This window comes from Segatella cerevisiae, from assembly GCF_024054555.1.
Classification (GTDB): domain Bacteria; phylum Bacteroidota; class Bacteroidia; order Bacteroidales; family Bacteroidaceae; genus Prevotella; species Prevotella cerevisiae.
In genome coordinates this window covers 59,831-84,132 of record NZ_JAMXLY010000009.1, presented here as the reverse complement: position 1 = coordinate 84,132, position 24,302 = coordinate 59,831, and the positions used below count along the sequence as shown (strand labels likewise).

17 protein-coding genes and 1 pseudogene are annotated in these 24,302 nt (G+C 45.9%); 6 read left to right on the top strand and 12 right to left on the bottom strand.

Annotated elements, in window-relative coordinates:
• Positions 1-91 (top strand): IS3 family transposase (locus NG821_RS12680; RefSeq protein ID WP_394802058.1); only part of this gene is annotated, 91 nt, incomplete at its 5' end.
• Positions 92-119: 28 nt separating this feature from the next.
• On the opposite strand, the gene NG821_RS03960 is transcribed toward NG821_RS12680, so the two are convergent.
• From NG821_RS03960 to NG821_RS03935, 6 genes are all read right to left on the bottom strand, one after another.
• Positions 120-782 carry a DPP IV N-terminal domain-containing protein gene (locus NG821_RS03960; RefSeq protein ID WP_252760362.1) on the bottom strand — a complete coding sequence of 221 codons (663 nt, stop codon included), beginning with the start codon at positions 780-782 and terminating at the stop codon, positions 120-122.
• A gap of 45 nt (positions 783-827) precedes the next feature.
• Positions 828-1,625, bottom strand: a complete 798-nt coding sequence (locus NG821_RS03955) for a gliding motility protein GldB-related protein (protein ID WP_308570713.1) — start codon at positions 1,623-1,625, stop codon at positions 828-830.
• A 256-nt stretch (positions 1,626-1,881) separates the two neighbouring features.
• On the bottom strand, positions 1,882-2,313 hold the full coding sequence (locus NG821_RS03950) for an Hsp20/alpha crystallin family protein (protein ID WP_394802055.1): 432 nt from the start codon (positions 2,311-2,313) through the stop codon (positions 1,882-1,884).
• Between the two features lie 147 nt (positions 2,314-2,460).
• Positions 2,461-2,811 (bottom strand): Hsp20/alpha crystallin family protein, encoded by a 351-nt coding sequence (locus tag NG821_RS03945; RefSeq protein WP_252760360.1) that lies wholly within the window; start codon positions 2,809-2,811, stop codon positions 2,461-2,463.
• An 812-nt stretch (positions 2,812-3,623) separates the two neighbouring features.
• Positions 3,624-4,466 (bottom strand): zinc ribbon domain-containing protein, encoded by an 843-nt coding sequence (locus NG821_RS03940; protein ID WP_252760359.1) that lies wholly within the window; start codon positions 4,464-4,466, stop codon positions 3,624-3,626.
• A 31-nt stretch (positions 4,467-4,497) separates the two neighbouring features.
• Complete coding sequence (locus NG821_RS03935; RefSeq protein ID WP_252760358.1) at positions 4,498-5,325, bottom strand: Nif3-like dinuclear metal center hexameric protein; 828 nt, start codon at positions 5,323-5,325, stop codon at positions 4,498-4,500.
• A gap of 266 nt (positions 5,326-5,591) precedes the next feature.
• Between NG821_RS03935 and NG821_RS03930 the strand changes: the two genes are divergently transcribed.
• Together NG821_RS03930 and NG821_RS03925 are read left to right on the top strand one after the other, a co-directional pair.
• On the top strand, positions 5,592-6,734 hold the full coding sequence (locus NG821_RS03930; RefSeq protein ID WP_252760357.1) for an agmatine deiminase family protein: 1,143 nt from the start codon (positions 5,592-5,594) through the stop codon (positions 6,732-6,734).
• A 25-nt stretch (positions 6,735-6,759) separates the two neighbouring features.
• Positions 6,760-7,656 carry a carbon-nitrogen hydrolase gene (locus tag NG821_RS03925; RefSeq protein WP_262921854.1) on the top strand — a complete coding sequence of 299 codons (897 nt, stop codon included), beginning with the start codon at positions 6,760-6,762 and terminating at the stop codon, positions 7,654-7,656.
• 42 nt (positions 7,657-7,698) lie between these two features.
• Here the strand turns inward: NG821_RS03925 and NG821_RS03920 are convergent.
• The 3 genes and pseudogenes from NG821_RS03920 to NG821_RS03910 all read right to left on the bottom strand — a co-directional run.
• Positions 7,699-8,946: pseudogene (locus NG821_RS03920) on the bottom strand (serine hydrolase domain-containing protein); the annotation flags it as partial.
• Positions 8,947-8,954: 8 nt separating this feature from the next.
• Positions 8,955-10,427 carry a sodium:solute symporter gene (locus tag NG821_RS03915; protein WP_252760356.1) on the bottom strand — a complete coding sequence of 491 codons (1,473 nt, stop codon included), beginning with the start codon at positions 10,425-10,427 and terminating at the stop codon, positions 8,955-8,957.
• Between the two features lie 56 nt (positions 10,428-10,483).
• Entirely contained in the window at positions 10,484-11,668 is a 1,185-nt protein-coding gene (locus tag NG821_RS03910) for an exo-beta-N-acetylmuramidase NamZ family protein (RefSeq protein WP_394802054.1), read from the bottom strand.
• A gap of 777 nt (positions 11,669-12,445) precedes the next feature.
• Here NG821_RS03910 and NG821_RS03905 point away from each other — a divergent pair.
• Both NG821_RS03905 and NG821_RS03900 read left to right on the top strand, forming a co-directional pair.
• Positions 12,446-15,601 (top strand): SusC/RagA family TonB-linked outer membrane protein, encoded by a 3,156-nt coding sequence (locus NG821_RS03905; protein WP_252760355.1) that lies wholly within the window; start codon positions 12,446-12,448, stop codon positions 15,599-15,601.
• 11 nt (positions 15,602-15,612) lie between these two features.
• Complete coding sequence (locus NG821_RS03900) at positions 15,613-17,580, top strand: SusD/RagB family nutrient-binding outer membrane lipoprotein (RefSeq protein WP_252760354.1); 1,968 nt, start codon at positions 15,613-15,615, stop codon at positions 17,578-17,580.
• Between the two features lie 172 nt (positions 17,581-17,752).
• Here the strand turns inward: NG821_RS03900 and NG821_RS03895 are convergent, their stop codons facing one another.
• The 3 genes from NG821_RS03895 to NG821_RS03885 form a co-directional block, all read right to left on the bottom strand.
• A complete protein-coding gene (locus NG821_RS03895; protein ID WP_252760353.1) occupies positions 17,753-19,087 on the bottom strand; it encodes an MFS transporter in 1,335 nt (444 codons plus the stop codon).
• A 95-nt stretch (positions 19,088-19,182) separates the two neighbouring features.
• Positions 19,183-20,535 (bottom strand): SpoIID/LytB domain-containing protein, encoded by a 1,353-nt coding sequence (locus tag NG821_RS03890; RefSeq protein WP_252760352.1) that lies wholly within the window; start codon positions 20,533-20,535, stop codon positions 19,183-19,185.
• Between the two features lie 8 nt (positions 20,536-20,543).
• Entirely contained in the window at positions 20,544-22,988 is a 2,445-nt protein-coding gene (locus NG821_RS03885; RefSeq protein ID WP_252760351.1) for a DUF4922 domain-containing protein, read from the bottom strand.
• 200 nt (positions 22,989-23,188) lie between these two features.
• On the opposite strand from NG821_RS03885, the gene rlmN reads away from it, so the two are divergent.
• Entirely contained in the window at positions 23,189-24,265 is a 1,077-nt protein-coding gene (gene rlmN, locus NG821_RS03880; RefSeq protein ID WP_252760350.1) for a 23S rRNA (adenine(2503)-C(2))-methyltransferase RlmN, read from the top strand.
• Positions 24,266-24,302 lie beyond the last annotated feature (37 nt).

The window sequence follows — 24,302 nt, the reverse complement described above, 5'->3', positions numbered from 1 at the left end:
CAAATGGTATAATGAAAAGAGAATCAAGTTAAGATTAAATGGAATGAGCCCGGTACAATACCGAGCTCATTATAGAGAAGTAAATAATTAATGTTCAATTAACGTCCAACTTTTGGGGTTCATATCATATAGGTCTTCACCTTACTCTCATCATATTTTATCCATGTCAAAGAAGAGCCGTCGGCATTCCAGGTCATCGCAGTATTGAAACTGAATTCCTCCTCATTGACCCAATCAGGAATCCCATTGATGATAAAGTTGAATTTACCGTCGGAAGTGATCTGGCTCTCATGATCACCGTCTGTAATGAAAATATTATTGTTTCTTACAAAAGCAATATGCTTGTTGTCAGGAGACCAAAGCGGAATCTGTTGAGATCCACCCTGTGAGAGTTTTTTCAACACTCTGCTTTTCATGTCATAAATGAAGAAATCCGCTCTATAGGACCGTCTGTAGACAGGTTGTACATTTGTACAGATCAACAGTTTTTTACCGTCAGGGCTCATGATATAACTGGAGAACTTATCGATCTTCTCCCCTTTCGTATTGGAGACGTCGAACAATACCGCCAGTTTCTTACCCGTTTTGAAGGCATATTTTATAATCTGTTTACCGTCTTTACTAATGCTGGCATACTGGTCTGTGCCCTGAATGGCGTTGATGCCATTGATTTTCTGCCCTGCAAAATCACCGGCAGCAATTGATTTCAGATCCAAGACCTTCGCAGCATTTATACCGGATACCATAAAAACAACCAATAAAAAAGTCAATAATTTCTTCATGAGGAACATGATTTGAGAATGATCCATTATCCCGGACAAGGGCGCCTATTTCAGTACCGAATAGTCATCCAACTTCAACAGATCGGGAATAGACAATTTGTGATGCTTCATATAATGATTGACGATCCGCACATAAGGTGTATCGTAAATATTATTACCTATTGCCTTGTTCGTGATCCACATCAGTTTACCCATATGCATGTCATGCTCCCAGCGGGTACGCCGGTCTGAGTTTTTCAGGGGATATAAACTGAGGAGATAGAAATTGATACAGTCCGGAACGACGAAGGCGCGCGTCATCGACTGACGCTGATTGAACGGGTAATTCTTCTTGTACAAAGGATAGTTGACTCCGAGGTATTTATCCAGAGAGACGCCCACCGACTTGTCCCCTACGACAACGCTCTGCGTCAGGGCTCCTATCTGGGCATAAAAAACAGGTTTGGGAATATCAGGAATCCAATCTTCCAGATTACTGAAAGCTTTCTTCAACTCTTCGTTGAGGTCATCCATATTGGCATATTCAGTCTCCACATCAGCGATAATCGACTGGAGGGTGGAATCCTGAAAGTAGATCAGGAACTTCTGTCTCATGTTAGGATCATAGATCTCCCCTAACTGCAGCATTTTCTCTATAAGCGTTCTGGTTTCAATGGGATAATCCGTATTCATCTGCTGTAGGGCAGAATAGTCACCGGTCGTAAAATACCGGCTCTCAAGACGATCATAGCGCTGAATCTCCAGTTTGGGTTCAGACAAGTCATCATTGAACGGCTTCCACTTAAATTGACAAGCCGAACAAAGAAATATGATCATTACAATATAGAAACCAATCTTCTTCACTAAATCTCAGATTCATAATATTCCAGACAAAAGTACTAAAAAATATTATTAACTCCAAACAAAAAGCTAAAAAGATTAAAAATGCCTAGAAATAGAGACCTTTTTACCTGGAAAAATGGAGAATAACCAACTTTCCACCGCTCCAAGACCGACCGTATTATTGTTTGAAAAGGCATCTGTACACAACAAAAAAAGGACATCACTCTTTGAGTGACATCCTTTTCGTTTCATCGTCATGAATCAGTTCGCGCACCAGTTAATCGACATTGATGACGCGGCTATTTTGCTGTTTTTCAGATTTCTGGAATTTCGGCAATTCAATTTCGAGCACGCCGTCATTGACTTTAGCGGAGATCTGCTCTTTGTTGACATCTTCCGGCAGAACATAACTCTGTTCAAAGTTCCCGTAAGAGAACTCGCGGCGCAGATAGTGCTCTTTCTTATTCTCTTCCTTATTTTCTTTCTTAGCCTCTACCTTCACCTCTAAGTTGCCGTCCTTATCCACACTGATATTGCAGTTTTCTTTTTTCAGTCCAGGGAAGGCGACATCCATTGTATATGCTTTTTCTGACTCCTTGACATTCACAGCCGGAGCTGTAGTATTTATCATTGGAACCCAATCAGTATCAAAAAACCGATCAAAGAAATTTGGCATCAAATCTGAATTATCTCTACGTGCAAGTAACATAATGTATTTCCTTTCTTATTTATCTTTCTTCAGGTCTCCTACCGCCTGATGGATATCGTATTCATCTAAACGGTATCGGGGAAGCCCTCAGAAATATAGTTTGTTAAATATATTTATGAAATATAATCAATTCTTTTAAACGCCTTTTTAAGCGATTTCGATCTTACGGACATTCTTTTCTACGGTCTTAGCCAATTTCGGCAATTGAATCTCGAGTACGCCTTCGTTGACTTTAGCGGAAATATGTTCAGGATCGACATCTTCCGGTAAGGCATAACTCTGTTCATAGTCTCCATAAGAGAATTCGCGACGAAGATAGTGTTCTTTCTTGTTTTCATCCTTATCTTCTTTCTTGAACTCTATCTTGACGTTCAAGTTGCCGTCCTTATCCACATTGACCAGGCAATAATCCTTTTTCAATCCGGGAACTGCGATGTCCATAGTATAAGTTTTATCATTTTCCTTGATATTGACAGCAGGTGCTGTTGTATTCATCATAGGAACCAAGTCTGTATCAAAAAAGTTGTCAAAGAAGTTTGACATCAAATCTGATTTATTATTTCTACGAGCAAGCAACATATCAAATACCTCCTATTTTTATTTCTTTATTTATTCAACTTCTATTGAGAATTCCTCGATTCTGCAGGATTTTGAAACTCTCTGAAGTCCTTCGGTTCTTTCGAACTTCCGAGCTTCACTAAGCAGTTTGCAATTACTGTGCCTATAGGGGAAACAAGACAAATTGTCACGCAATAATGCCAATTTGGCATTTCACATTATTAGGGGTATTCGATGCCTTGATGCAATGGTCTTCAGGTTGGTTCTCCAGACTACAGCAAACTCTCAAATCAGCGCCAAACATTTAGGAAGAGGCTCACTCCGTAGAATCAGTATTATGAATTTAGTCATCAAATATATCATATTTGAAGTTTTAAATTACTGATTAATAATCACAAAGTATCATATCTATCTTTCTCGAAAGAGGGACGGCACTTTCGAGAAAGGCGGGCGGTACATTCGAGAAAGGAGACGGCTCCCTTTCGAGAAACTGCGAGTTCTCATTTTTTGGTCCACAATGTCCGTTTAATCCTATGTATTCCATCAGGGATAGGCACCGGCAAATGCGCCAACACCTTCTCTCCGCATCGGCAGTATACTTGTGGCCTGACGGCCTGACATCTTCAACGTCATACCTTAAGTAAGGGTTGACGAGGAAGAACGACTCCATCAACAGACAAGAAAAGAGGAACTCCGTCTATTCAATAGACAGAATTCCTCTTTTATATCCCTTAAAGGACTTCTCCTTTATTTTAATCCTTATCCTCAGTCTCAGCAGACTTGCGTGTTGACTTTCTCACAGTCCGCTTGCGCTTTGATTTCTCTTCTTTAGAAGTTGCTTCCGTTTTAATGCCGGCAAGTTCAGGGTCTATCAGAATGCGACCACAGTACTCGCAGACAATGATTTTCTTATGCATCTTGATATCGAGTTGATGCTGTGGCGGGATTTTGTTAAAGCAACCACCGCAGGCATCACGCTGGACCGTTACAATTCCCAAGCCATTGCGTGCGCCTTTACGGATGCGAAGGAAACTCGTCAACAGGCGAGGCTCGATCTTCTTCTCCAATTCAGCAGCCTTCGTCTTCAGTTTCTCCTCCTCGACACGCGTTTCCTCCATGATCTCGTCAAGTTCATTCTTCTTGTCTTCCAGATCCTTCTTCTTGTCATCGAGCATCTGTTGGGCATTCTCCAGGTCGCGAGTCTTTTCATCGATAGTGACGAGAGCTTCTTTGATCTTCTTATCACAAAGTTGGATCTCCAGAGTCTGAAACTCGATTTCCTTGCTCAACGTATCGTATTCACGGTTGTTGGAAACATCGTCGAGTTGCTTTTTATAGCGGTCTACACTGGCCTGTGCATCCGTGATTTCACCTTTTTTCTTCTTAACGGCAGCCTGAAACTCAGCTATACTTTTCTGGATGTTTTCCAAACGCGTAGTCAAGCCGACGATTTCATCTTCCAAGTCCTTTACTTCCAAAGGCAGTTCACCCCTTAACTCTCGTTTCTCATCAACGGCTGACAAGGTCGTCTGCAACTGATACAAAGTCTTCAGTTTCTCTTCAACTGTCAAATCCGTAGGATCTTTCTTTGCCATAATTTTATACTTTATTGATTGAATTTACTGATTAAGAAAAATATAATATCGGGTTCGTATTGAGTTCCGACAGACAGCATCTTACACCCGGACACTTGTCTTCGATGATCTGACGGAATATCTCCTTGGTGTATTGCTCACTTTGATAATGCCCGATCACGCAAATCTGAATCTGCTGGTCATGACCGAAGAATTCGTGATAATGCATTTCGCCTGTTATGAATGCGTCAGCACCTGCACGAATAGCTTCATCCAGCAGAAAACTCCCGGCACCTCCACAGAGAGCTACCTTACGGATCTCCCGCCTCAGCAATTGATTGCATTGCACACATTCCACTTCAAAGCGCTGGCGCAGCATCAGCACGAGATCATCCGCAGCCACCATTTCGGGGAATTCACCGATGACACCCTCACCACCATGACGCTTACAGACGGGCATATTGTCATCCGAAAGGCTTTTGACCTCTACAGTCTGCCGCTTACCGATGAAATGAAGATCCCGCAAGCCGAGTTTTTCAGCTATCTTATAGTTGACTCCGCCCTCAACGGCATCCATATTCGTATGCATGGAAACGACAGTCACATGATGTTCGAGAGCCTTTCTGACCGTCCGCTGCACGGCATCCTCATCGCTTATACGATGCAGTTTATGAAAGATAAGGGGATGATGGCTGACGACAAGATTGCAGTTTTTCTCCACTGCCTCGTCAATGATGGCCTCAGTAACGTCCAGACACAATAAAGCCCCTGAGACTTCCACCTCTGTTAATCCCACTTGCAAGCCGGCATTATCATAGTCTTCCTGCAGGGGCAAAGGCGCGAATTGTTCAAGGGCATCAATCACCTTCTGTATTTTCACGCTATTCCACTTTCTATGTTTTTAATTTACAAAGATAGTCATTTTCATTGAAAGAAAGTAGGATAAATAGTCAGTTTAACGAATTTTGTCTATCTCTTTCACCGTATTTGACAGTCCTCTTCTCTTTATCCTTGAGACGTGTCCCAGATGTTGGTCTGCCCCTCCACTGTTTTTCAAACCTGTCTGTCATTTTTCCATCACAGGAAAGGGCGGACACAAAACTTTTGATTACCTTTGTAAATCATCTTATCAGAAACCAAAGAACTATGACGAGAACAAAAGAAAACGACCTCTTTTATCTTCCGGCAGAATGGGCATTGCAAAGTGGCATTCAGTTGACGTGGCCGCATGACCGGACAGACTGGAAGCCGTATCTTAAAGAGATCACGGATACCTTTGTCGAACTGGCACGCCATATTGCTGAAGATGAAAAAGTTCTGGTCGTCACCCCACATGTCGAATCGGTCAGACAACTCCTGAAAGAACGACTTGGGCAAAAACTGATCGGGAATATTCTCTTCTATTCCTGTGATACGAATGACACATGGGCACGAGACCATGGCTTTCTCACCCTACTCCCCCAGAGCAACAGACCGGTCAAAGCATCTGTGCCTGCCAATACCGAGACATCCTATTCACCGGAACAAGATAATAAGGGCAGACAACCTGCAGGACTTCTCCTCGACTTTCATTTCAACGGTTGGGGGGAGAAGTTTCCTTCAAACCTCGATGACCGGATCAACCGCAGCCTTTATGAGCAAGGCGCATTCAATGGGGAAAGAGAAGACCATGAAAATTTTGTCCTTGAAGGCGGAAGCATCGAGAGTGACGGGGAAGGCACTCTGTTTACGACCACCCATTGTCTGATGGCCCCGCACAGAAACCAACCCCTCACAAAAGAAGAGATAGAATCGAAACTCAAATTTGTCTTTCGTGCCCGACGCATGATCTGGCTTGAACATGGACTTTTGGAGGGTGATGATACTGACGGGCATATCGACACGATTGTCAGGACGGCCCCGAATGACACCTTATTATATATGGGATGTCAGGACGAGAAGGACTCCCAATATGAAGATTTCAAACTCTTGGAGCAGCAACTGCAGTCCTTGAGGACTTTGAACGGTACTCCCTACCAACTGTTGGAGTTGCCTATGCCGGATCCCATCTACGAGGATGGAGAGCGGCTGCCTGCGACATACGCCAATTTCGTCATCACCAATCACGCCATCCTCTACCCGACATACCACCAGGCAGAAAAAGACCGGTCGAGCGGCAAGATACTTTCCAAAGCCTTCCCCGACAAGAGGATCATCGGCATAGACGCCCGCACCGTCATCCGGCAGCATGGCTCATTGCACTGCCTGACGATGCAATTCCCGACAGGAATCATCAGAAACAAGAATTGAGCAACCAGAACAAAAGGAAAACAGGATGAATACAAAAGAAATCAAAATAGGAATTCTCCAACAACACAACACGACAGACCGCGCTGACAATATCAAGCGCCTGGCAGAAGGCATCGATGACCTCGCCAAACGCGGCGCACAACTCATCGTTCTTCAAGAACTCCACAACAGTGTCTACTTCTGTCAGACAGAATCCGTAGATAACTTCGATCTTGCAGAACCCATTCCGGGTCCCTCGACAGGGCTGTTCGGAGAATTGGCAAAGCAATTCAAAGTGGTGATCGTCACCTCTCTTTTCGAGAAGCGTGCCGCCGGTATTTACCACAATACCGCAGTCGTCATAGAGAAAGACGGCTCCATCGCCGGCAAATACCGCAAGATGCATATCCCCGACGATCCGGCTTATTATGAGAAATTCTATTTCACGCCCGGCGACTTGGGGTTTCACCCCATCAATACATCTTTAGGCAAACTTGGGGTCATGGTCTGCTGGGATCAATGGTATCCTGAAGCTGCGCGTCTCATGGCCCTTCAGGGTGCTGAGATTCTCATCTATCCTACGGCCATCGGGTACGACAGTCATGATTCCAAAGACGAGCAGCAACGGCAAAGGGAGGCATGGACAACCGTACAACGCGGACATGCTGTCGCTAACGGGATTCCTGTAGTAGCAGTCAACAGAGTTGGACTGGAACCGGATCCCAGCGGACAGACTAAAGGCATCCAGTTCTGGGGGTCGAGTTTTATAGCCGGTCCTCAGGGCGAACTCTTTTACCAAGCCAGTGAAAAAGAAGAGGAAAGTATCGTCTTGAACGTTGACCTCGCCCACAGCGAAGAAGTACGTCGCTGGTGGCCTTTCCTCAGAGATCGTCGGATCGACCAATACGGGGACCTCACCAAGCGCTTCATCGATCAAGACTAAAAGCGTTCGGGATTCACTTTCCGATGGGATTCATTTTCCGATAAGACTACCGGCCACAACATTCGCGACCATTGTGCGCAATCGGATGACATTAGTCTTGTCTACCGGATGAACGTCGTTGGTGAGCAGAATGATGGCAAGGTCATGGTCAGGGTCTATGACGATAGACGTTCCTGTATAACCGGAATGGCAATAGGTATCCTTGCCGAGCATATCCCCTTTCAGAGAGGCGTAAGGAGACGAGTTGTCCCATCCCATCGTTCTGCCGAAAGCTTCAAGGCCTTTAGGTACGGTCGTCATCATTTTCACGGTCAGCGGGTGCAGTATCCTATGCCCGTTCCATGTTCCGCCGTTCAAGAGCGCGGCACAGAGCACGGCGACGTCATCAGCAGTTGTAAACACGCCCGCATTACCTGAAATTCCTCCATTCATTACCCTTGCCAAAGGATCATGCACCTGTCCCAAGAGCACACTTCCGTCAGGTTGTTTCTCTGTAGGGGCAATAGGAGTCACGCCTTCAGCCTCCCCATTCTTTATCCAACGTGGCCGGTCCGTGTTGATCCACTTGCCTTTACGGTCCTGTTTGCAAGGCAAATAGTCTGTATGATCCATTCCCAGAGGAATGAAAATATTCTTCGCTGCAAAATCCCTCAGACTCTGATGCGAAAGACGCTCGACGATATGCTGGAGGGTGATATAGTTCAGACAACTGTATTGGAAATCGGTCTCAGGTTTGAAGTCGCGTTTGCAGGTGGAAATATAGTCCATCAGTTTTTCCGGATTCGGGGCTCCGTATTTCTCTTTCAGTTCCTGTACAGGCGCATAAGGCGGCAACCCGGAAGTATGAGTGAGCAGATCGACGATCTTTATGGTCACGCTGTCCTTGCCGTCGCGCCAACTTTTGAAATCGGGTATGTATTCATTTACAGGATCTGAAGGTCTCAGCTGTCCCCTTTCCATGAGCGCCATCACGCAAATGGCAGTAGACATACTCTTGCTGCATGAAGCCATATCGAAAATCGTGTTTGTTGTCATCGGTTTTTTGGAAGGATAAACCTGACGATTGCCATAGGCCTTCAGATAAGCCATCTTGCCATGACGGACCACAGCCAGGACAGCACCGGGAGTACGGCCTTCCGCTATGGCATTATTTATCAGTTGATCAGCATAGGCAAGTTGTCCGGCATCCAGTCCTACCTCTTCAGGAGAGACCTTTTGCAGGGATTGGGCGGAAACGGTGATGCCGATAACGACAAACAGAGACAATAAGATAAAACGAGTGTGTACCATATTTATATTTATAATTTCTTAATCGCTTTTTGAGTTGTATGCTCTTCTTTCTTGATCAACAGGCACATCCCGATAAACGTAAAGAGGGCATTGAAGATCAATATCTCATAACTGAAATGATAACCATTGAACCAGCGTTCTGAATTTTCGTCGAGGATAAGGCAGAGACAGGGGGCAGCCAAGGCAACGACCGGAACAAATTTGTCACGGACGGGTTTTCTGATGATCATGCCGAAGGCAAACATCCCCAAGATCGGCCCATAGGTATAACTTGCCAAGATGTAGACGGCGTCAATGACACTGGTATTGTTCAGAATATTAAAGACGATGATTGTCAGGACCATGAGCAGTGCCATGCCGAGATGTACTTGACGTCTGATATGGGAAACCTGCGCTTCGCTCTTGCCTTTTATCCCTAGGATGTCGACCGTGAACGATGTCGTCAATGCAGTCAGGGCCGAACCTGCGGCATTATAAGCCGATGAGACGAACCCGATGATAAAGAGTATGCCGACGATCACAGGGAGATACCCTCCGGTAGCGACCACGGGGAAAAGTTTGTCACCAATATCTTTAATGCCATGAGCTGAAGCAAAGAAATACAACAGGACGCCGAGCACTAGGAAGGTGGCGACAACGACAAACTGCAGCAGAATACTGATGATCATATTCTTCTGTGACTCACGGTAATTCCGGCAACTCAGATTGCGCTGCATCATATCCTGATCGAGGCCGTTCATGGCCACCATGGTGAAGATCCCTGCAAAGAACTGCTTGAAGAAATACTCCTTGTCATTGACGTCATCAAAGAAAAACACCTTACTATAAGTGCTGTCTCCGACCTTCTTCATCATCGTCATGAAAGAGAAATTCATGTCGTGGGCAATAAAATAGATGCAGAGCACGACAGAGACGACCAGACATAAAGTTTTCAGGGAGTCAGTCCAGATAATGGACTTCACACCTCCCTTGAAAGTATAAAGCCACACTAGGCCAACGGAAAAGATGACATTCACCCAAAAAGGGATGTCCAAAGGTCCGAAAGCGAGCAGTTGCAGGGTAATGCAGACAAGGAACAACCGGACGGCAGCGCCAAGCATCTTGGAAATGAAGAAGAACCATGCGCCGGTATGATAGGAGGCCATGCCAAAACGGTCACTGAGATACTGATAGATCGAGGTAAGATGCATCCTATAAAATAAAGGTGTCAGGATAAAGGCAATGATCAACTGTCCCACGATGAATCCCATGACAAGTTGCAGATAACCGAATCCACTGACATTCACCATTCCCGGAACAGAGACATACGTCACTCCGGAAATGCTGGCACCGATCATAGCAAAGGCGACCATATACCATTTCGACTGGCGGTTGCCGGTGAAAAAGGCAGCATTGTCTGCCTGATGCCCGGAAAAGAACGAGACGGCAAAGAGTACGACAAAATAAGCAACTACGGTAATCAGAATAATTGTTGGAGACATATCTCAGAATATTAAATATCGGATGATTTTTTCATATAACAGATGTCAGTTTTCTCTCATTCGTCACGGTACAACAGGTATGGCGCACGCTGCTGCTTGAATTTCACGACGTCTGCTTTCCAGCAGGCCTTGATCTCATCGGCAGTTTTCCCCTGTTCGATCATCTTCCGCACGTAATCCACACCAATCAGTTTTTCGAAAAAGGACGTGAAGAATTGATCCCCGACACCCAACTTGTGATAGGCATCGATGATATAACTCAGGTCGAGTCCTTTCCGCCATATCTCCTGATCCGAAACATTCCTCAAGTCCACGCCATAACATTTCCGGTTGAGCAAAGGCGGATTCTTCGCTCCTACCTTGCTGCGGGGTGTAAACGTAAAGGTACACCCCTTCATATTCGGATGCCCATAGACCTGAAAAGGAAAATCGGTCCCCCTTCCCAAACTGACAACCGTCCCTTCAAAATAACACAAGGATGGATAAAGGTATACAGCTTTCATATTTGGTAGGTTCGGAGAGGGAGCCACCGTGATCCGGTATTTTGTCCGGTGCGTGTAGTTCTTGCACGGAACAACAGTGAGCGGACAAACCCGTTTGTCTGTCAACCACCCTTCCCCGTTGATCATACGTGCCAATTCTCCCAAAGTCATCCCATAGACGACAGGTATAGGGAGGATGCCCACTCCCGACTTATATTTCATGTCGAGTATGGGACCGTCGACATAAAAGCCGTTGGGATTGGCGCGATCAAGGATTAGGACCGGCAGATTCAGTTGGGCACATTGATCCATCAACTGATACATACTTATATAATAGGTATAAAACCGAAGTCCCACATCCTGAATATCAATAACTAAGATATCCGCGTTTTTCTTAAGATAAGCTCCCAAACTCGTACTGTCACCACTTTCGTAAAGAGAACGGATAGGGATTCCCGTCTGAGGGTCTACACTGTTGCCAACTTGTTCCCCAGCATCGGCATTCCCCCGGAAGCCATGTTCAGGAGAGAGGATACAGGTCACTTTCATGTGGCACGCCAATAGGTGATCAAGGATATGTTGTCCGTTCACCATACCCGTATGATTGGAAAAGAGAGCTACCCTTTTGTTTTGAAGCATAGGCAAATAAATCGATGTCTGAGCATCACCGTTAAGAACCTGATTATCCTGAGAAGAGTGTGCCATTCCCACAGTACAACCCATAAAAAACAAAAGGAAAGCCAGCAACTGATTTTTCATTTCCATGCGATTTAGATTTGAGACAAAGATAGTAAAAAATTATAATTCGATAAGACACTCATCCGTTTTTTCATCTTTTTACTTATTCCTCCCTATTCTAATCTCAAATACAAATTCACCTTTCTTCCTGAAATGATAAAGGAAGACAGATCGCGGAAATTTATAGTGGAAAACCTCTTTTATATCAAAGGTCACACACGTTGCTGCAAAGGTACAAATTTTACGAATTACTTCGACAGACAATTCCTAATATAAATAAATAAACTATTTATTATTACGATTCGGTTGTAATTAACAATATACTATATCAATAAGTAATATAAAGTATAGTAATTACTATCAATTCGAAATGCACAACTAGTATAATACTCAAAACGACATTAAAATATATCACAATACGATAAAAAGATATAACTTTGCGCCTATAATAATCACATAGGAATATATAAAGCAATAACGGAATCACTTTGTACATATAACAAAGTTTGGATTAAAAGAGATTTAATGAGGATAAGACGACGACAGTAAACAGATTTTGATCGACAGGATTTCTCGTTAGTTTCCAACAAACACCATTACGTTATCCAACTGAGGAATTGGCAAATGAAGTCAACAATGATCTGGGGAATTGAATCAATCACAAAATTCTATAAAGAAAAAGAATGTCGAGAGATGTAATAATAATTGGGTTTATGAATAGCATGATCATGCTTACGGATTTAAAATTAAAATTTTAGTTGTATAAAGAAACGTTACTCTTTGTCACTTTTGTCCTGTTTGTTGTTAGGATTGCCTATAGGGGGGATATCAGCTCATCTTCCTTCGACAACATCTAATGAGATATTACAACAAGACAATGGAAATTTAAGGCGTATTTCAGGACAAGTTGTGAGCCCGTCAGGTGATCCTGTCATCGGGGCAAGTATTAGAGTGGATGGTACACACTCGGGGGTTGTCACTGATGTTGACGGCCAGTTCACATTAAATGTACCAGTCGGAAGTGTATTGCACATTTCCTATTTAGGTTTTGTCGACAAAAAGGTCACTATAACAAATGCTTCAAGTTACAAGATCGTCCTTGAAGAAAACTCCCATTCCCTGAATGAAGTCGTCGTGACGGCAATGGGAATCAAGAAAGACCGGAAAGCATTGGGCTATTCCGTTTCGGATATGAACTCCGCGGAACTATTAAAGAACAAATCCACTAACGTCATCAACTCCCTTGACGGCAAAATACCGGGATTGAACATCACGCAGTCGGGCGGTTCTGCAGGAGCCGGCTCTAATATTGTGATCCGTGGCGGTAACTCTGCAAGTGAAACCCGAGACAACCAACCTCTGTTCGTTGTCGATGGGATCATCTATGACAACTCTACCGTCAACAGCGGCAATTCAGCCACTGACGGTGTAACAAAGACCGCTACGACCTTCAGCAACCGTGTGATGGATATCAACCCTGAGGATATTGAAAACATATCTGTCCTTAAAGGTGCCGCCGCTGCTGCCCTTTATGGTTCACGTGCCGGAAACGGCGTCATCATCATCACGACGAAAAAAGGTAAAGAGGGCACTGTACGTGTAAATGTAGACAGCAAGTATACCTATTCGTGGGCAAACCGCCTGCCGGATATACAGAAGACCTATGGCCGAGGCTATTACAATGAGGCAGGTACCTTCAGCGACTACACGACCCAGTCATGGGGAAAGGAGATCGATGGAAAATCGTATGATAACCTAGGTGATTTCTTTCAGGGTGGAAACATCTTTGATAACAGCGTAAGTGTATCAGGTGGAGGCAAGAACAACAACTTCTATGTTTCCGGATCCAATTATGATCAGACAGGTATCATCCCGACGACCGATTTCAAGAAGACCACATTCCGTTTCAACGGAGAACAGAAATATGGTGACTTCCTGACTGTCGGTGCCGGAGTAGCCTATTCCCAGGCCAACACGAAAAAGACCCTCACGGCAGGAGGTATTTCCGGACAAGGCGGAAACGGTGCTTTGGAAGCTGTCTATGGCTGGTCTCCCAGTGATGACATGAAGCATTATCTGAATGATGACGGCTCAAAATACCGGATGTTCGAAGGCCTTCAGGACTTGCAGGATGACGTAGAAAACCCGTACTGGATCTTGAACAAGAACAAAATGACCGATGAGACGTCACGCTTCACAGGATCACTGTATGCCGAACTGAAACTGACGCCTTGGTGGAACATCACAGCCAGGACGGGTATTGATAAGTATACGACCAACTCCTATACGTATGAGGCCCCCGGTGGCGCCTTGCTGGAGAAATACCAGAACGGATTCCTCAGCAAGAGTCGGGAAGATTACCAATATATCTCGACCAACGTCATGTCCAACATGAACAAAACCTTTGGTGATTTTGATTTCAATCTCCTGCTGGGTACAACTACTGAAAGCACCAAAATACTGAACAATACGGATTGGGGATACGATTTCGTTTCACCCGGAGTAATCAGTTTCAGTAATATTGCCACTGCTGATCAGTTCCTGAGAGACCAGACCATCCGGAAGCGCCTGGTCGGTGTTTACGGTGAGTTCCGCGCCTCCTACAAAAGTTTGGCTTACCTGACCGTTTCAGGGCGCAATGACTGGTCCTCGACATTGCCAGTTAAAAACCGCTCCTATTTTTATCCTTCTGTATCGGGGAGTTTTGTATTTTCAGAACTGCTCCCCAAGAACAATATTCTTTCGTTCGGCAAGATTCGTGCTTCATGGGCTCAAGTCGGAAAGGATGCTGATCCCTATTCCACGAGTTTTTACTTGTGGCCTGTAGCGACTGTCAATGGCGGCAAACTCGCCCTGGGCAACAACTGGACGGGAGGAAGTTATGACCTGAAACCTGAAATTCAGACAGCTAACGAACTTGGAACAGAATTGCATTTCTTCAATGACCGTTTAAGTGTTGACTATACCTACTATTATACCAAGACCAGAAATCAGATCTGTTCTCCTCGTCTGACACAGTCTACCGGTTATATCTTCCTGACGCTCAACGGCGGTTCTGTCACCAATAAAGGTATGGAATTGGCCATAACAGGAAAACCGATCATGACAAATAATTTTCAATGGGAAACGACCTTGAGTCTATCCGGCAACAGAGGCCGACTGGGGAAGTTCATAGACGGTGTAGGCGTATTTTACGTAACTGACGCTCAAGTAGGTGGAGCCAAAGCCGGTTCTATCCCCAACGGTTATTTCCAAGGCTTGACAGGTGACCAGTTTCTTACGGCAAAAGGCGGTGATGGCAAAGACCACTACATTGTAGACGAAACGACGGGACTTTACGAAGACAGTAAGGTGACGACGAACATCGTAGGAAACCGTGAACCGAAGATGATAGGAGGACTGAACAACAGTTTGACTTATAAGAACTTCAACCTTTCCTTCCTGCTCGATTTGAGATTAGGGGGAGATATCTATAACGGAACTGAATATTACCTGATCAGCAACGGCCTCAGCACGAAGACCCTGGATCGGAAACAGGTCACTGTAAATGGTGTTTCCAGTACTACCGGTAAAGACGTAAGCTACACTTATGAGTCCGGGAAGAACTATGTAGTCAATGGTGCCACAAAATCAGGAGACTATATGATCCAGCAGTACTGGCAGAATTATTGTTTGAATGCAGACAACTTCATCACCAAGACAAATTGGATCAGACTACGTTCCATTTCCTTGTCTTATGATTTCAAGGACCTCCTGAAGAGCCAGCATATCATCAAGGGATTAGTAGCCACACTGACCGGAACCAACCTTCTTCTGATCACCAACTACAAAGGACTTGATCCGGAAGTCAGCGCAGCCGGTTCAGGCACAGGCGGTTCAGGCTCCTCCGGCATAGACTATTGCGGTGTTCCTTCTACAGCCGGCTTCTCGTTCGGCATCAATATTACATTCTAAAGAAAACTATTATGAAAATAATAAAGTATATACTATTCGGCGCTTTTATCTTATCCACAGCCGCTTCATGTAACAACTATCTGGATGTCAATACTGACCCTGACAACCCGACATCAGAAAATGCAGCCATCAAAGAGCGCCTGCCTTGGATAGAAAACTACTATACCTATGCCTGGGGCTGTGCCAGTATGAGGGCGTGCACGATCGCAGGACTGCTCACCCAAACATCCACCGCCAGCAGCGCCGGTCTCCTGGCTGCATGGAATCCGACCCAAGTTGTCTCTGTCACTGTCTATCAGAACATTTATCTGGGTGCCGGAGTAAATATAGACCCTATGATCAACCGGGCAAAGGAAGAGAATGCTTATTCCTATGAAGGAGCAGGATTCTGCCTGAAGGCCATGAGTTTTATGACCATGCTCGACCTCTACGGTGAGAGTCCGATGTCTGAAGCTTTTACCGGAAAGACCAACCCCGGTTATGATGACGGAAAGAAGATCTACTATCAATGTATGGATTGTCTTGACTCGGCAATTACTTATTTTCAGAAAGAGCAACCGGCTTCGGCAACCAAATTCTCTGACGGAGACATCTGGAACGAAGGTGACAAGGACAAATGGTTGAAATTGTGCTATGGGCTAAAGGCCCGCTATATGCTGCGTCTATCCAAAAAGTCTGACCTGTTCAAACCTCAGGATATTCTGGATGCATTGGAAAAGGGACCACAGTCCAATGATGACAACACGTCTGTAAAGAACTATAATGTAGACGGTGATGAGACCAATTTCACAGTTGGCGATCCTTACCAAACTTCCTCTGTTTGGGATTATACCGCTTACGGCTCTACCCAAAGGGAGACCAGATGGTACATCAATTTACTGACCAATCAGTTTACTGGAGGATCAGGGATTATCGACCCTCGTATGAGCAAACTCGTACCTGCGATGATGAAGGACATCGCCTTGAACAAGACCGGAAAGGTCCTGAGTTATGGTTGGTCAAGGGATGCAGGAGTTGACATGATGAATTCCGATATCAGACAGAATGGCGGCCCGGTCAATGCCAGTTATGCCACCTCTGCTGCCGTCAACCTGACTTACGACATCAGTGACGCGACGGCACTCAACACCTTTGTCACTGCCATGCGGAAGATTCATCCGGTCTCGGTATCGGGAAGTAAGGTGACTGTCACCTATGCTCCGGGATCCGCCTATTGCAATACGACAGACTACCGGCGTGCCGGAGATACGCTTTACGTGAATATGCGAAGCAACAGTCTTTCGACAAGTGGAAGAAGTGCCACGGATTTGTGCTATTATCCTGCATCGGGCTATGACTTTATAGGAGGTACCGGAACATTCTATGCTCGTCCGAATTCTGATACGGACTTACTGACTTACTCTGAAATGTGCTTTATCAAGGCCGAGGTTTATTTCCGTATGGGCGACAAGGCTAAGGCTTTAGCAGCATATAAAGAGGGCATACAGGCAAACTTCGACAGAATGCAGACCCGTTTGAATGAATGGAAATCTGCAGGCAGCACGAATCCTGATGAGATGCCGATGAACGACGGCGACATTGCCGCTTACATGAGCAGTAAGGCGGTGTGCCAGGATGCGTCCAACTTGACGATGGCGGACATCATGAGACAGAAGACGATCGCCTTGGGAATCAACTTGGAGGTTTGGAATGATATGCGGCGCTTCAATTACAGTGCAGGAAACGTAGGCAACTTCGGTGTCGTCTACCCTGACTATAAGAGACCTGCTGAGTTTACGGCCACCAACAAGATCACCGGCCAATCTCCTTCAGACCTGACTTACTGGTTCCAAAGATTCCAACAGAGTTCTATCGAAAGCAGTTATAACTTGTCACAACTGGAGGCATCCAACAAGTTAGCTATGAAAGATGCGATCTGGTCTTGTCCTGTATGGTGGGCTTGTTCTACGGATGATGAATACTATGGCTATATCAAATAAACAATTCGAGCTGATTTCATAAACTCTCTTTTAAACAGGTGTATCCAATCCGGATATACCTGTTTTTTTTATGGTCTACTCATTCATATAAGGAGAAAGACAGACAACCTTATCTTCATTTCTCAACAATGGCAGTATCAGCCTATGAAACGAAGATAGCCTTTACTTGCACTCACTCTTCTTCCTGCTCTTTCTCTTCTTCCCTTTTCTTACCAAACTCAGGGTCGAGTTTGATGAATGCCGAAACGATGAAGAGAAGCAAACTTGAGAAGACGATAATGATAAAGAAATGACGATACCCTACCAACTCTTGACAAGCCCCGGCAAAAAGACCGGGAATCATCAGGGACAAGGCCATCAAGGCCGAACACAACGTATAATGACTACTCTTGAGTTGACCCCGACTATAATAGATCATATAGAGCAAATAAGCCGTAAAGCCAAACCCGTAACCGAGTTGATCAAAGAACACACAGACATTGATAACCGTAAAACTCGAAGGCAGGGCATAACTCAGATAGACATACAGCAGATTGGGCAGTGTCGCAGCGAAGACCATCGGCCACAGCCATTTCTTCAAACCATCCCTACCTGCACAGTATCCGCCCAGCAGACCTCCCAAGGTCAGTCCTATGACACCCACTGTTCCCTGCACCAATCCGTACTCCTGGGGAGAAAGTCCCAAACCTCCATTGTGAGGGGCATCTATCAGGAACAAAGCCGAGACTTTGAACATGAAACCTTGAGGAACACAATAAAGCAATATGAAAAACAGTCCCGAAATCACTTGCCCCAAAGAATACTTTGTGAAAAAAGTGACGAATGTCTTCTTGAGACCCTTCCCTATTCCGGACAGACTCACCTTGCTTGACCTCTCTTCTTCAGGATGAGGAAGGACATAATTATGCCAGATCCATAACATCAGGAAAAGTCCCATGACGCCATAGAAGAGCAGACTCCAGGAATATTGGATATCATTCCGAAAGATCACCTGCAGATTGCCTGCAATCATCACGAGGACACCTTGACCGAAAATCGTGGCGATACGATAGAATGTAGAACGGATACCTGAGAAACAAACCTGCCCATGCTCGTCTAACCCCTGCATATAAAAATCATCGGCTGCAGCAGTATGCGTTGCACTCGAGAAAGCCATCACCCAGAAAAAGAAAAGAGAGCCTTGCAACCAGAAAGCTGTAGGGATCGTAAAGGCAACTCCTCCAAATGAGGCCCCGATCAAAAGTTCCATCGCCTCTATCCACCAGCGTTTGGTCTTGGCCAGTTCAATAAGCGGTCGCCAGAAAGGTTTGATGACCCAAGGCAGATAGAGCCAGGACGTATAGAAGGTGATCCAAGCATTGCTCAATCCCAATTGCTTGTAAAGAATAATGGAAATGGTCATGACGGTCACGTAGGGCAATCCTTCGGCAAAATAAAGGGAAGGCACCCATGTCCAAGGTCTGGCAGAATTATGCTTAGCCGCAAGATTTCGTATTTGGTCTTTCATCTCCATATCATTTAGATTTCGGATAGTTTGAAGGGGTATTCAGGCTATCTCAGTCATAGAAGGTTTTACATTCATTCGCTCCGGCATCCGACCTTTCAGGAATAGACTTTCAACAGCTCTGCATCCCGGTAATAATGGAGCAGGATCTGATCGTAGGGATAACCTTTCTCGCCCATCACGGCAGCGCCGATCTGACAGAGTCCGACGCCATGTCCCCAGCCTGCGCCCAGAATGATGAAACGGGCAGGAATACCTTTGTCGTCCGGATCCAATCGGTCTACCACGAAAGCCGAACTGTACAAGTGGCTGGGACTTAAAGTCCGTCTGATCTCGAGTTCTTTGCCAATGATCAGCGTGCGTTTGGTACCGACGATCTTCAATTTCGACAGGCGCCCGCTTCTGCCTCTCTGCACCGGTTGCAGGTCTTTGATGTCTCCAAAGTCCATGTGTAACTTGTCCGAGATCAGTTTCTGGAGTTGTTGCTGGGTATATTCGACCTTCCAACGGTAAAAGTCTTTCGTCTCCTGATCATAGTCATTCAGCACCTGACCTAATATTTTCGGGTCATGGGTGTTGCAGAATGCGGGGGGCTGAGAACGGATCCACTTGTCAGCCTCAACTTCAACTGTCAGGTCAGGGAAGTCAGAATGTTCATCTGCCGTATCCCGGACGGCTGTCAAATAGGACTTTGGGGTATCCTCCCAACAATATTGAAATTCTTCCGTTACGCCACCGCAGCATTTTGAAAAACGGGCATCGCAGATCTTTCCGTCATCGACCAGAATCATTCCTCTAGTCAGGCGTATGGCTTCAGTTACATTCGGCGAAGTCTCACGCGTGATCCCTTCATAGCGCTGGCAATGGTCATCGGCACACACATCGAAGAGCGTGTGGTCATCACGGTCATACCACCTGATCAACTCTCCAGGAGTTTCCGAGTGTTCTACCGAAGAAGACTTCTGAGGGTTCAGTTGTCGCTTTTCCATTTGCGCCAGCAGCCAACTCCTGGAGATGACTGCATGAGCCTTGAGCAATTCCAATGAAGATGTCGCGCTCATCTCACTCGAGATGACACTTTTCAGGTAATCCTCGACAGGCAGTTGATTGATGGCGCACAACTTATCCCCGTTCATGACAAAGTTGAGTGCGCCTTGAAACACCTGCGTCTCCGTCCTCTCCCAATGGAAACCTACGCCGATCATCACGTCATCCAGAGAGAAAGAAGCCGTCTGTTTCCGTGGAATAAAGGCGAGTTGGCCATACGCCTCACCGTGCCAGAGAATCTTTCCTCCAGAACAACTCACGTCCTGTTCACCGGTCACTGCATTGCCATCGATCACGTACTCGTCATTCAGGACAAAATGCATCCGAGTGGCAGAAACAATGCCGACAGTCACATCCGGCTCATGATGTCCGGTAACGATTAGAGTAGAAAAAGTCTTGTCCATGAAATCTCCTATTTGCTATTCTTCCGCAATAGAGTGACTACTGTTGCCATATCTTCATCCGTTTCTCCGCATTCTTTGAGAATGTCAGAAGCCTTCTCCAGCGTAAGTTTCTCAAAGTCCTCTTTCCGGGGCGTAATGATCAGCCCTGACATATCCAGAGCCCCCGGGGATACCAAGAACTGCTTTTCTCCGGTAGCGAAATAGCACTCAGGGCGATGCTTCCTTCTCGGAATGACAACGGAGATATAGTCCTCTCCGTCCTTCCATGAAACGATATTCATCATCGGCTCCGGATGTGATGTGCCCGAGCCACATGATCTGATGCCGGCGAGAGCTTTGTAGAGTTGGGCAAAGAGACGATCATCGCTTTCCGCACTCCTGCTCCGAATGATGAAGAACGGGACAATGAAATCCTGGCATATACTGATTCCTTCTTCTGCATTCAACTTTACCACCGGCTCACTCTTGGCACTCAACTCTTTCCAATTAATTTGCAGAGGGATCACTCCGCTTGTCCCAGCCTGTAAGTGGGCATGGTCAGGTGCTGAAGCGCCACACTCAGGGCCATTGTAGAAGACCATCAGTCCGGCATATTTCTCAAGCAGGCGGTGCATCTCAGCATAACAAACTGATATTCTCTGAGGCTGATGCTCCCTTTTCGGAAGAGTGAAATGAACCGGCAGGATAGGATACGGATTGATCAACAGTTCGAAGTCATTATCCTGAGGAAGTTCCATCTGCTCCTCCGGACGATTCTCGGCACAGAGGAAACAAGGCCGTTGGGCGAGTGTGCTCTGATCTATCTTTGCGCCTGTGGACACGATCCTTGCAGGATTGAACTGCAGACGGACGTCAGTATCCAAGACTTTCGTCTGTACGTTGCTCAAATCTTGGTAGCGTTTCCTCACCGTCGGCCAGACTGTGAGTTGGCGCTCAAAAAAATCTACCAGGCTTTTTTTTTCCTCTGATGTAGAGGGATGGGCATTCAACTGTTGGCGGGCAGAGATCTCAAGTGTCCTGAGACGGTCCTTATATAAGTTATTCGCATTCGTTTTCTCTACGCTCAGATTGGCGTCACTGTTTCCGCCCCATCTGCGACAGAGATAGAGTTCATCAAAGATCCTGCCTATCCTGTAATGGCGACTGAAGATCAAGCCCACAGCATAATCCTCGCCATAACTGGTATTCGGGAAACCTATCTCACGGATAGCAGGGGTGAAGAATGCCCGTGGAGATCCCAGGCCGTTCACCCGCAAAGCGTTGTTGCAGCCATTCTGATCCGTCCACTCTCCATGGTCGATCAACCCTGGAGGCAAGGTGTGAAGATTGAAATCACACATTCTGTATGAACCGATAACCATCGCAGTTCCTTCCCTGCGGAAAGTGTCCACAATGCGTTGGACGGTATGAGGTGATGAATAGAGATCATCAGAATCCAACTGCATGGCAAAACGGCCACACGCCTCACTGTTGACAGCTTCATTCCAGCAACCCCCGATACCCAAATCGGTGCGATGAGGAACGATGAGCACCAGACGGCCGTTCGATGCTCCCTGTGAAGACTGCTCAGAACGTAAGAGTTCATCCAGGATCTCTCCTGTACGGTCAGTCGAGTGGTTGTTGACCACGATCACATTATATTTGAAGGACGTTTCCTGATTCAATGCACTTTTGACAGCATCGGCAATGGTCTTCTCACGGTTGAAAACAGGGATGATGACAGAAGCCTCATTCTTGAATTCCGCATGGTCGAAATCCGGCCGCTTATTCTTATAAGGGTCTATCAATGCCCCGATTTTCCCGAGATGGGCGGTCACTGCCTGCTCCATCTCCAACTGGACCGCACGATTTTTGGGATTGACATAGTCAAACTGTTTCTCTCCACTCTTGCGGTCGTCCAACTCTTCCTCAGTATAGAGGTATTCATTCAGATGGAAAAGGTTCCCGCCCTCACGACTCAGAAAGAGTCGGAGATCATAAAGGGCAGCATACTGATAATCCTTGGCAGACGCATCAGAAGAACGGTCTGAAATATAAGCATGAAGTTTCGAAGAGCGGATCAACAGCAGAGAACCGAAATCAAAATCATCCCTGACACTACCCAACTGATAGTCGATGGAAGGATGATTGACACGATGCCCTCCCACCATAGAATAACGATCACTGTAAACCATAGCTGCACCACTGTCACAAGCTACAGCCACCAGCCTTCGGAGCGCATTCTGCCCGAGGGACAAAGGTGCCGGCTCAGTACAGAGGAGGACATAGTCTGCCTCTGTCTTGCTTTCGATCTGACGGATTGCCTCAGAAGAGGCAACGAATCCTGAAACATCACAACCTTCGTCTTCCACTATGACGCGACGAACTATTGGGTCATCGGATAAGGCTTTCAGTGTCGCTTCAGACAACTGAGGCATTGCATGTGGTACAAAACAATCTATTTGTTCTCTCATGAAACTGGTACTTTAATATGTGAATGATATAGCTCCCAGAGTATCAGACCGGCATATTCCCTGAAAATCAGGAATAGCGAACATCCTGTGTTCTTCACATTCCGACCTCTTTCTACCTATTCTCTCGCAAAGTTAACAAAAATCTGTAAAATCGACGTCGTTCTATCATAAAATCCACCAAAAATGACTATCTTTGCAATATGAATGAAGAAATGAGACCACTCATGGGCAAGACACTTTCAGAATTGAAAGCCGTTGCACAAGAATTGGGAATGCCGGCATTTACCGGCACTCAGATCGCTCAATGGCTCTATGTCAAGCATGTCAAGAGCATTGAGGAAATGACGAATATATCCAAAGCCAACCGCACCAAACTGGCTTCGGCTTACTGCATAGGATGTGAAAAACCGATAGAAAGCAGCACTTCCAAAGACGGGACGATCAAATACCTCTTTCCTGTTAAAACTGAAGTACAGGATGAGCACCTGGACGCCGCCCCTAAATTCGTAGAAACCGTTTTCATCCCTGAAGAGCATAACAGAGCCACACTTTGCGTCTCCTGTCAGGTCGGTTGTCAGATGAACTGCCTGTTCTGCCAGACCGGAAAACAAGGATTCCATGGCAATCTGACTGTCGCTGACATTCTCAATCAGATCTATTCCCTTCCGGAAGTCGACCAACTCACGAATATCGTGTTTATGGGTCAGGGAGAACCGATGAATAATCTCGATAATGTCCTCCGCGTCACACAGATACTGACTGCTGACTACGGATGGGAATGGAGTCCTAAACGAATCACCGTGAGCAGCGTGGGAATCAAGAAGAAACTGGAACGTTTTTTGGACGAGAGCGATTGCCAGGTTGCCATCAGCCTGCACTCCCCTATTCCGGAACAGCGGGAGCAACTGATGCCTGCACAGAAAGGTATGGATATTCGGGAAATCGTACACTTGTTGAAGAAATATGATTTCTCTCATCAGCGCAGACTCAGTTTTGAATATATCCTCTTCAAAGGGGTAAACGATTCTATGACACACGCCAAAGAACTCGTCAAACTCCTGAGCGGATTAGACTGCCGAGTCAATCTGCTGCACTTCCACCAGATCCCTAATGTCTCTTTGCAAGGGACAGACACAAGCAAGATGGAAGTTTTCAGGGACTACCTGAATCACCATGGAATCATCTCGACCATCCGTGTCTCAAGAGGACAAGATATAGAAGCTGCCTGCGGACTGCTTTCCACAGCACGCAAAGAAAGAATGAACCTGCAAGTATAGGTCCCCCCACTTGAATCGGATCGAGTGGACTAACTTT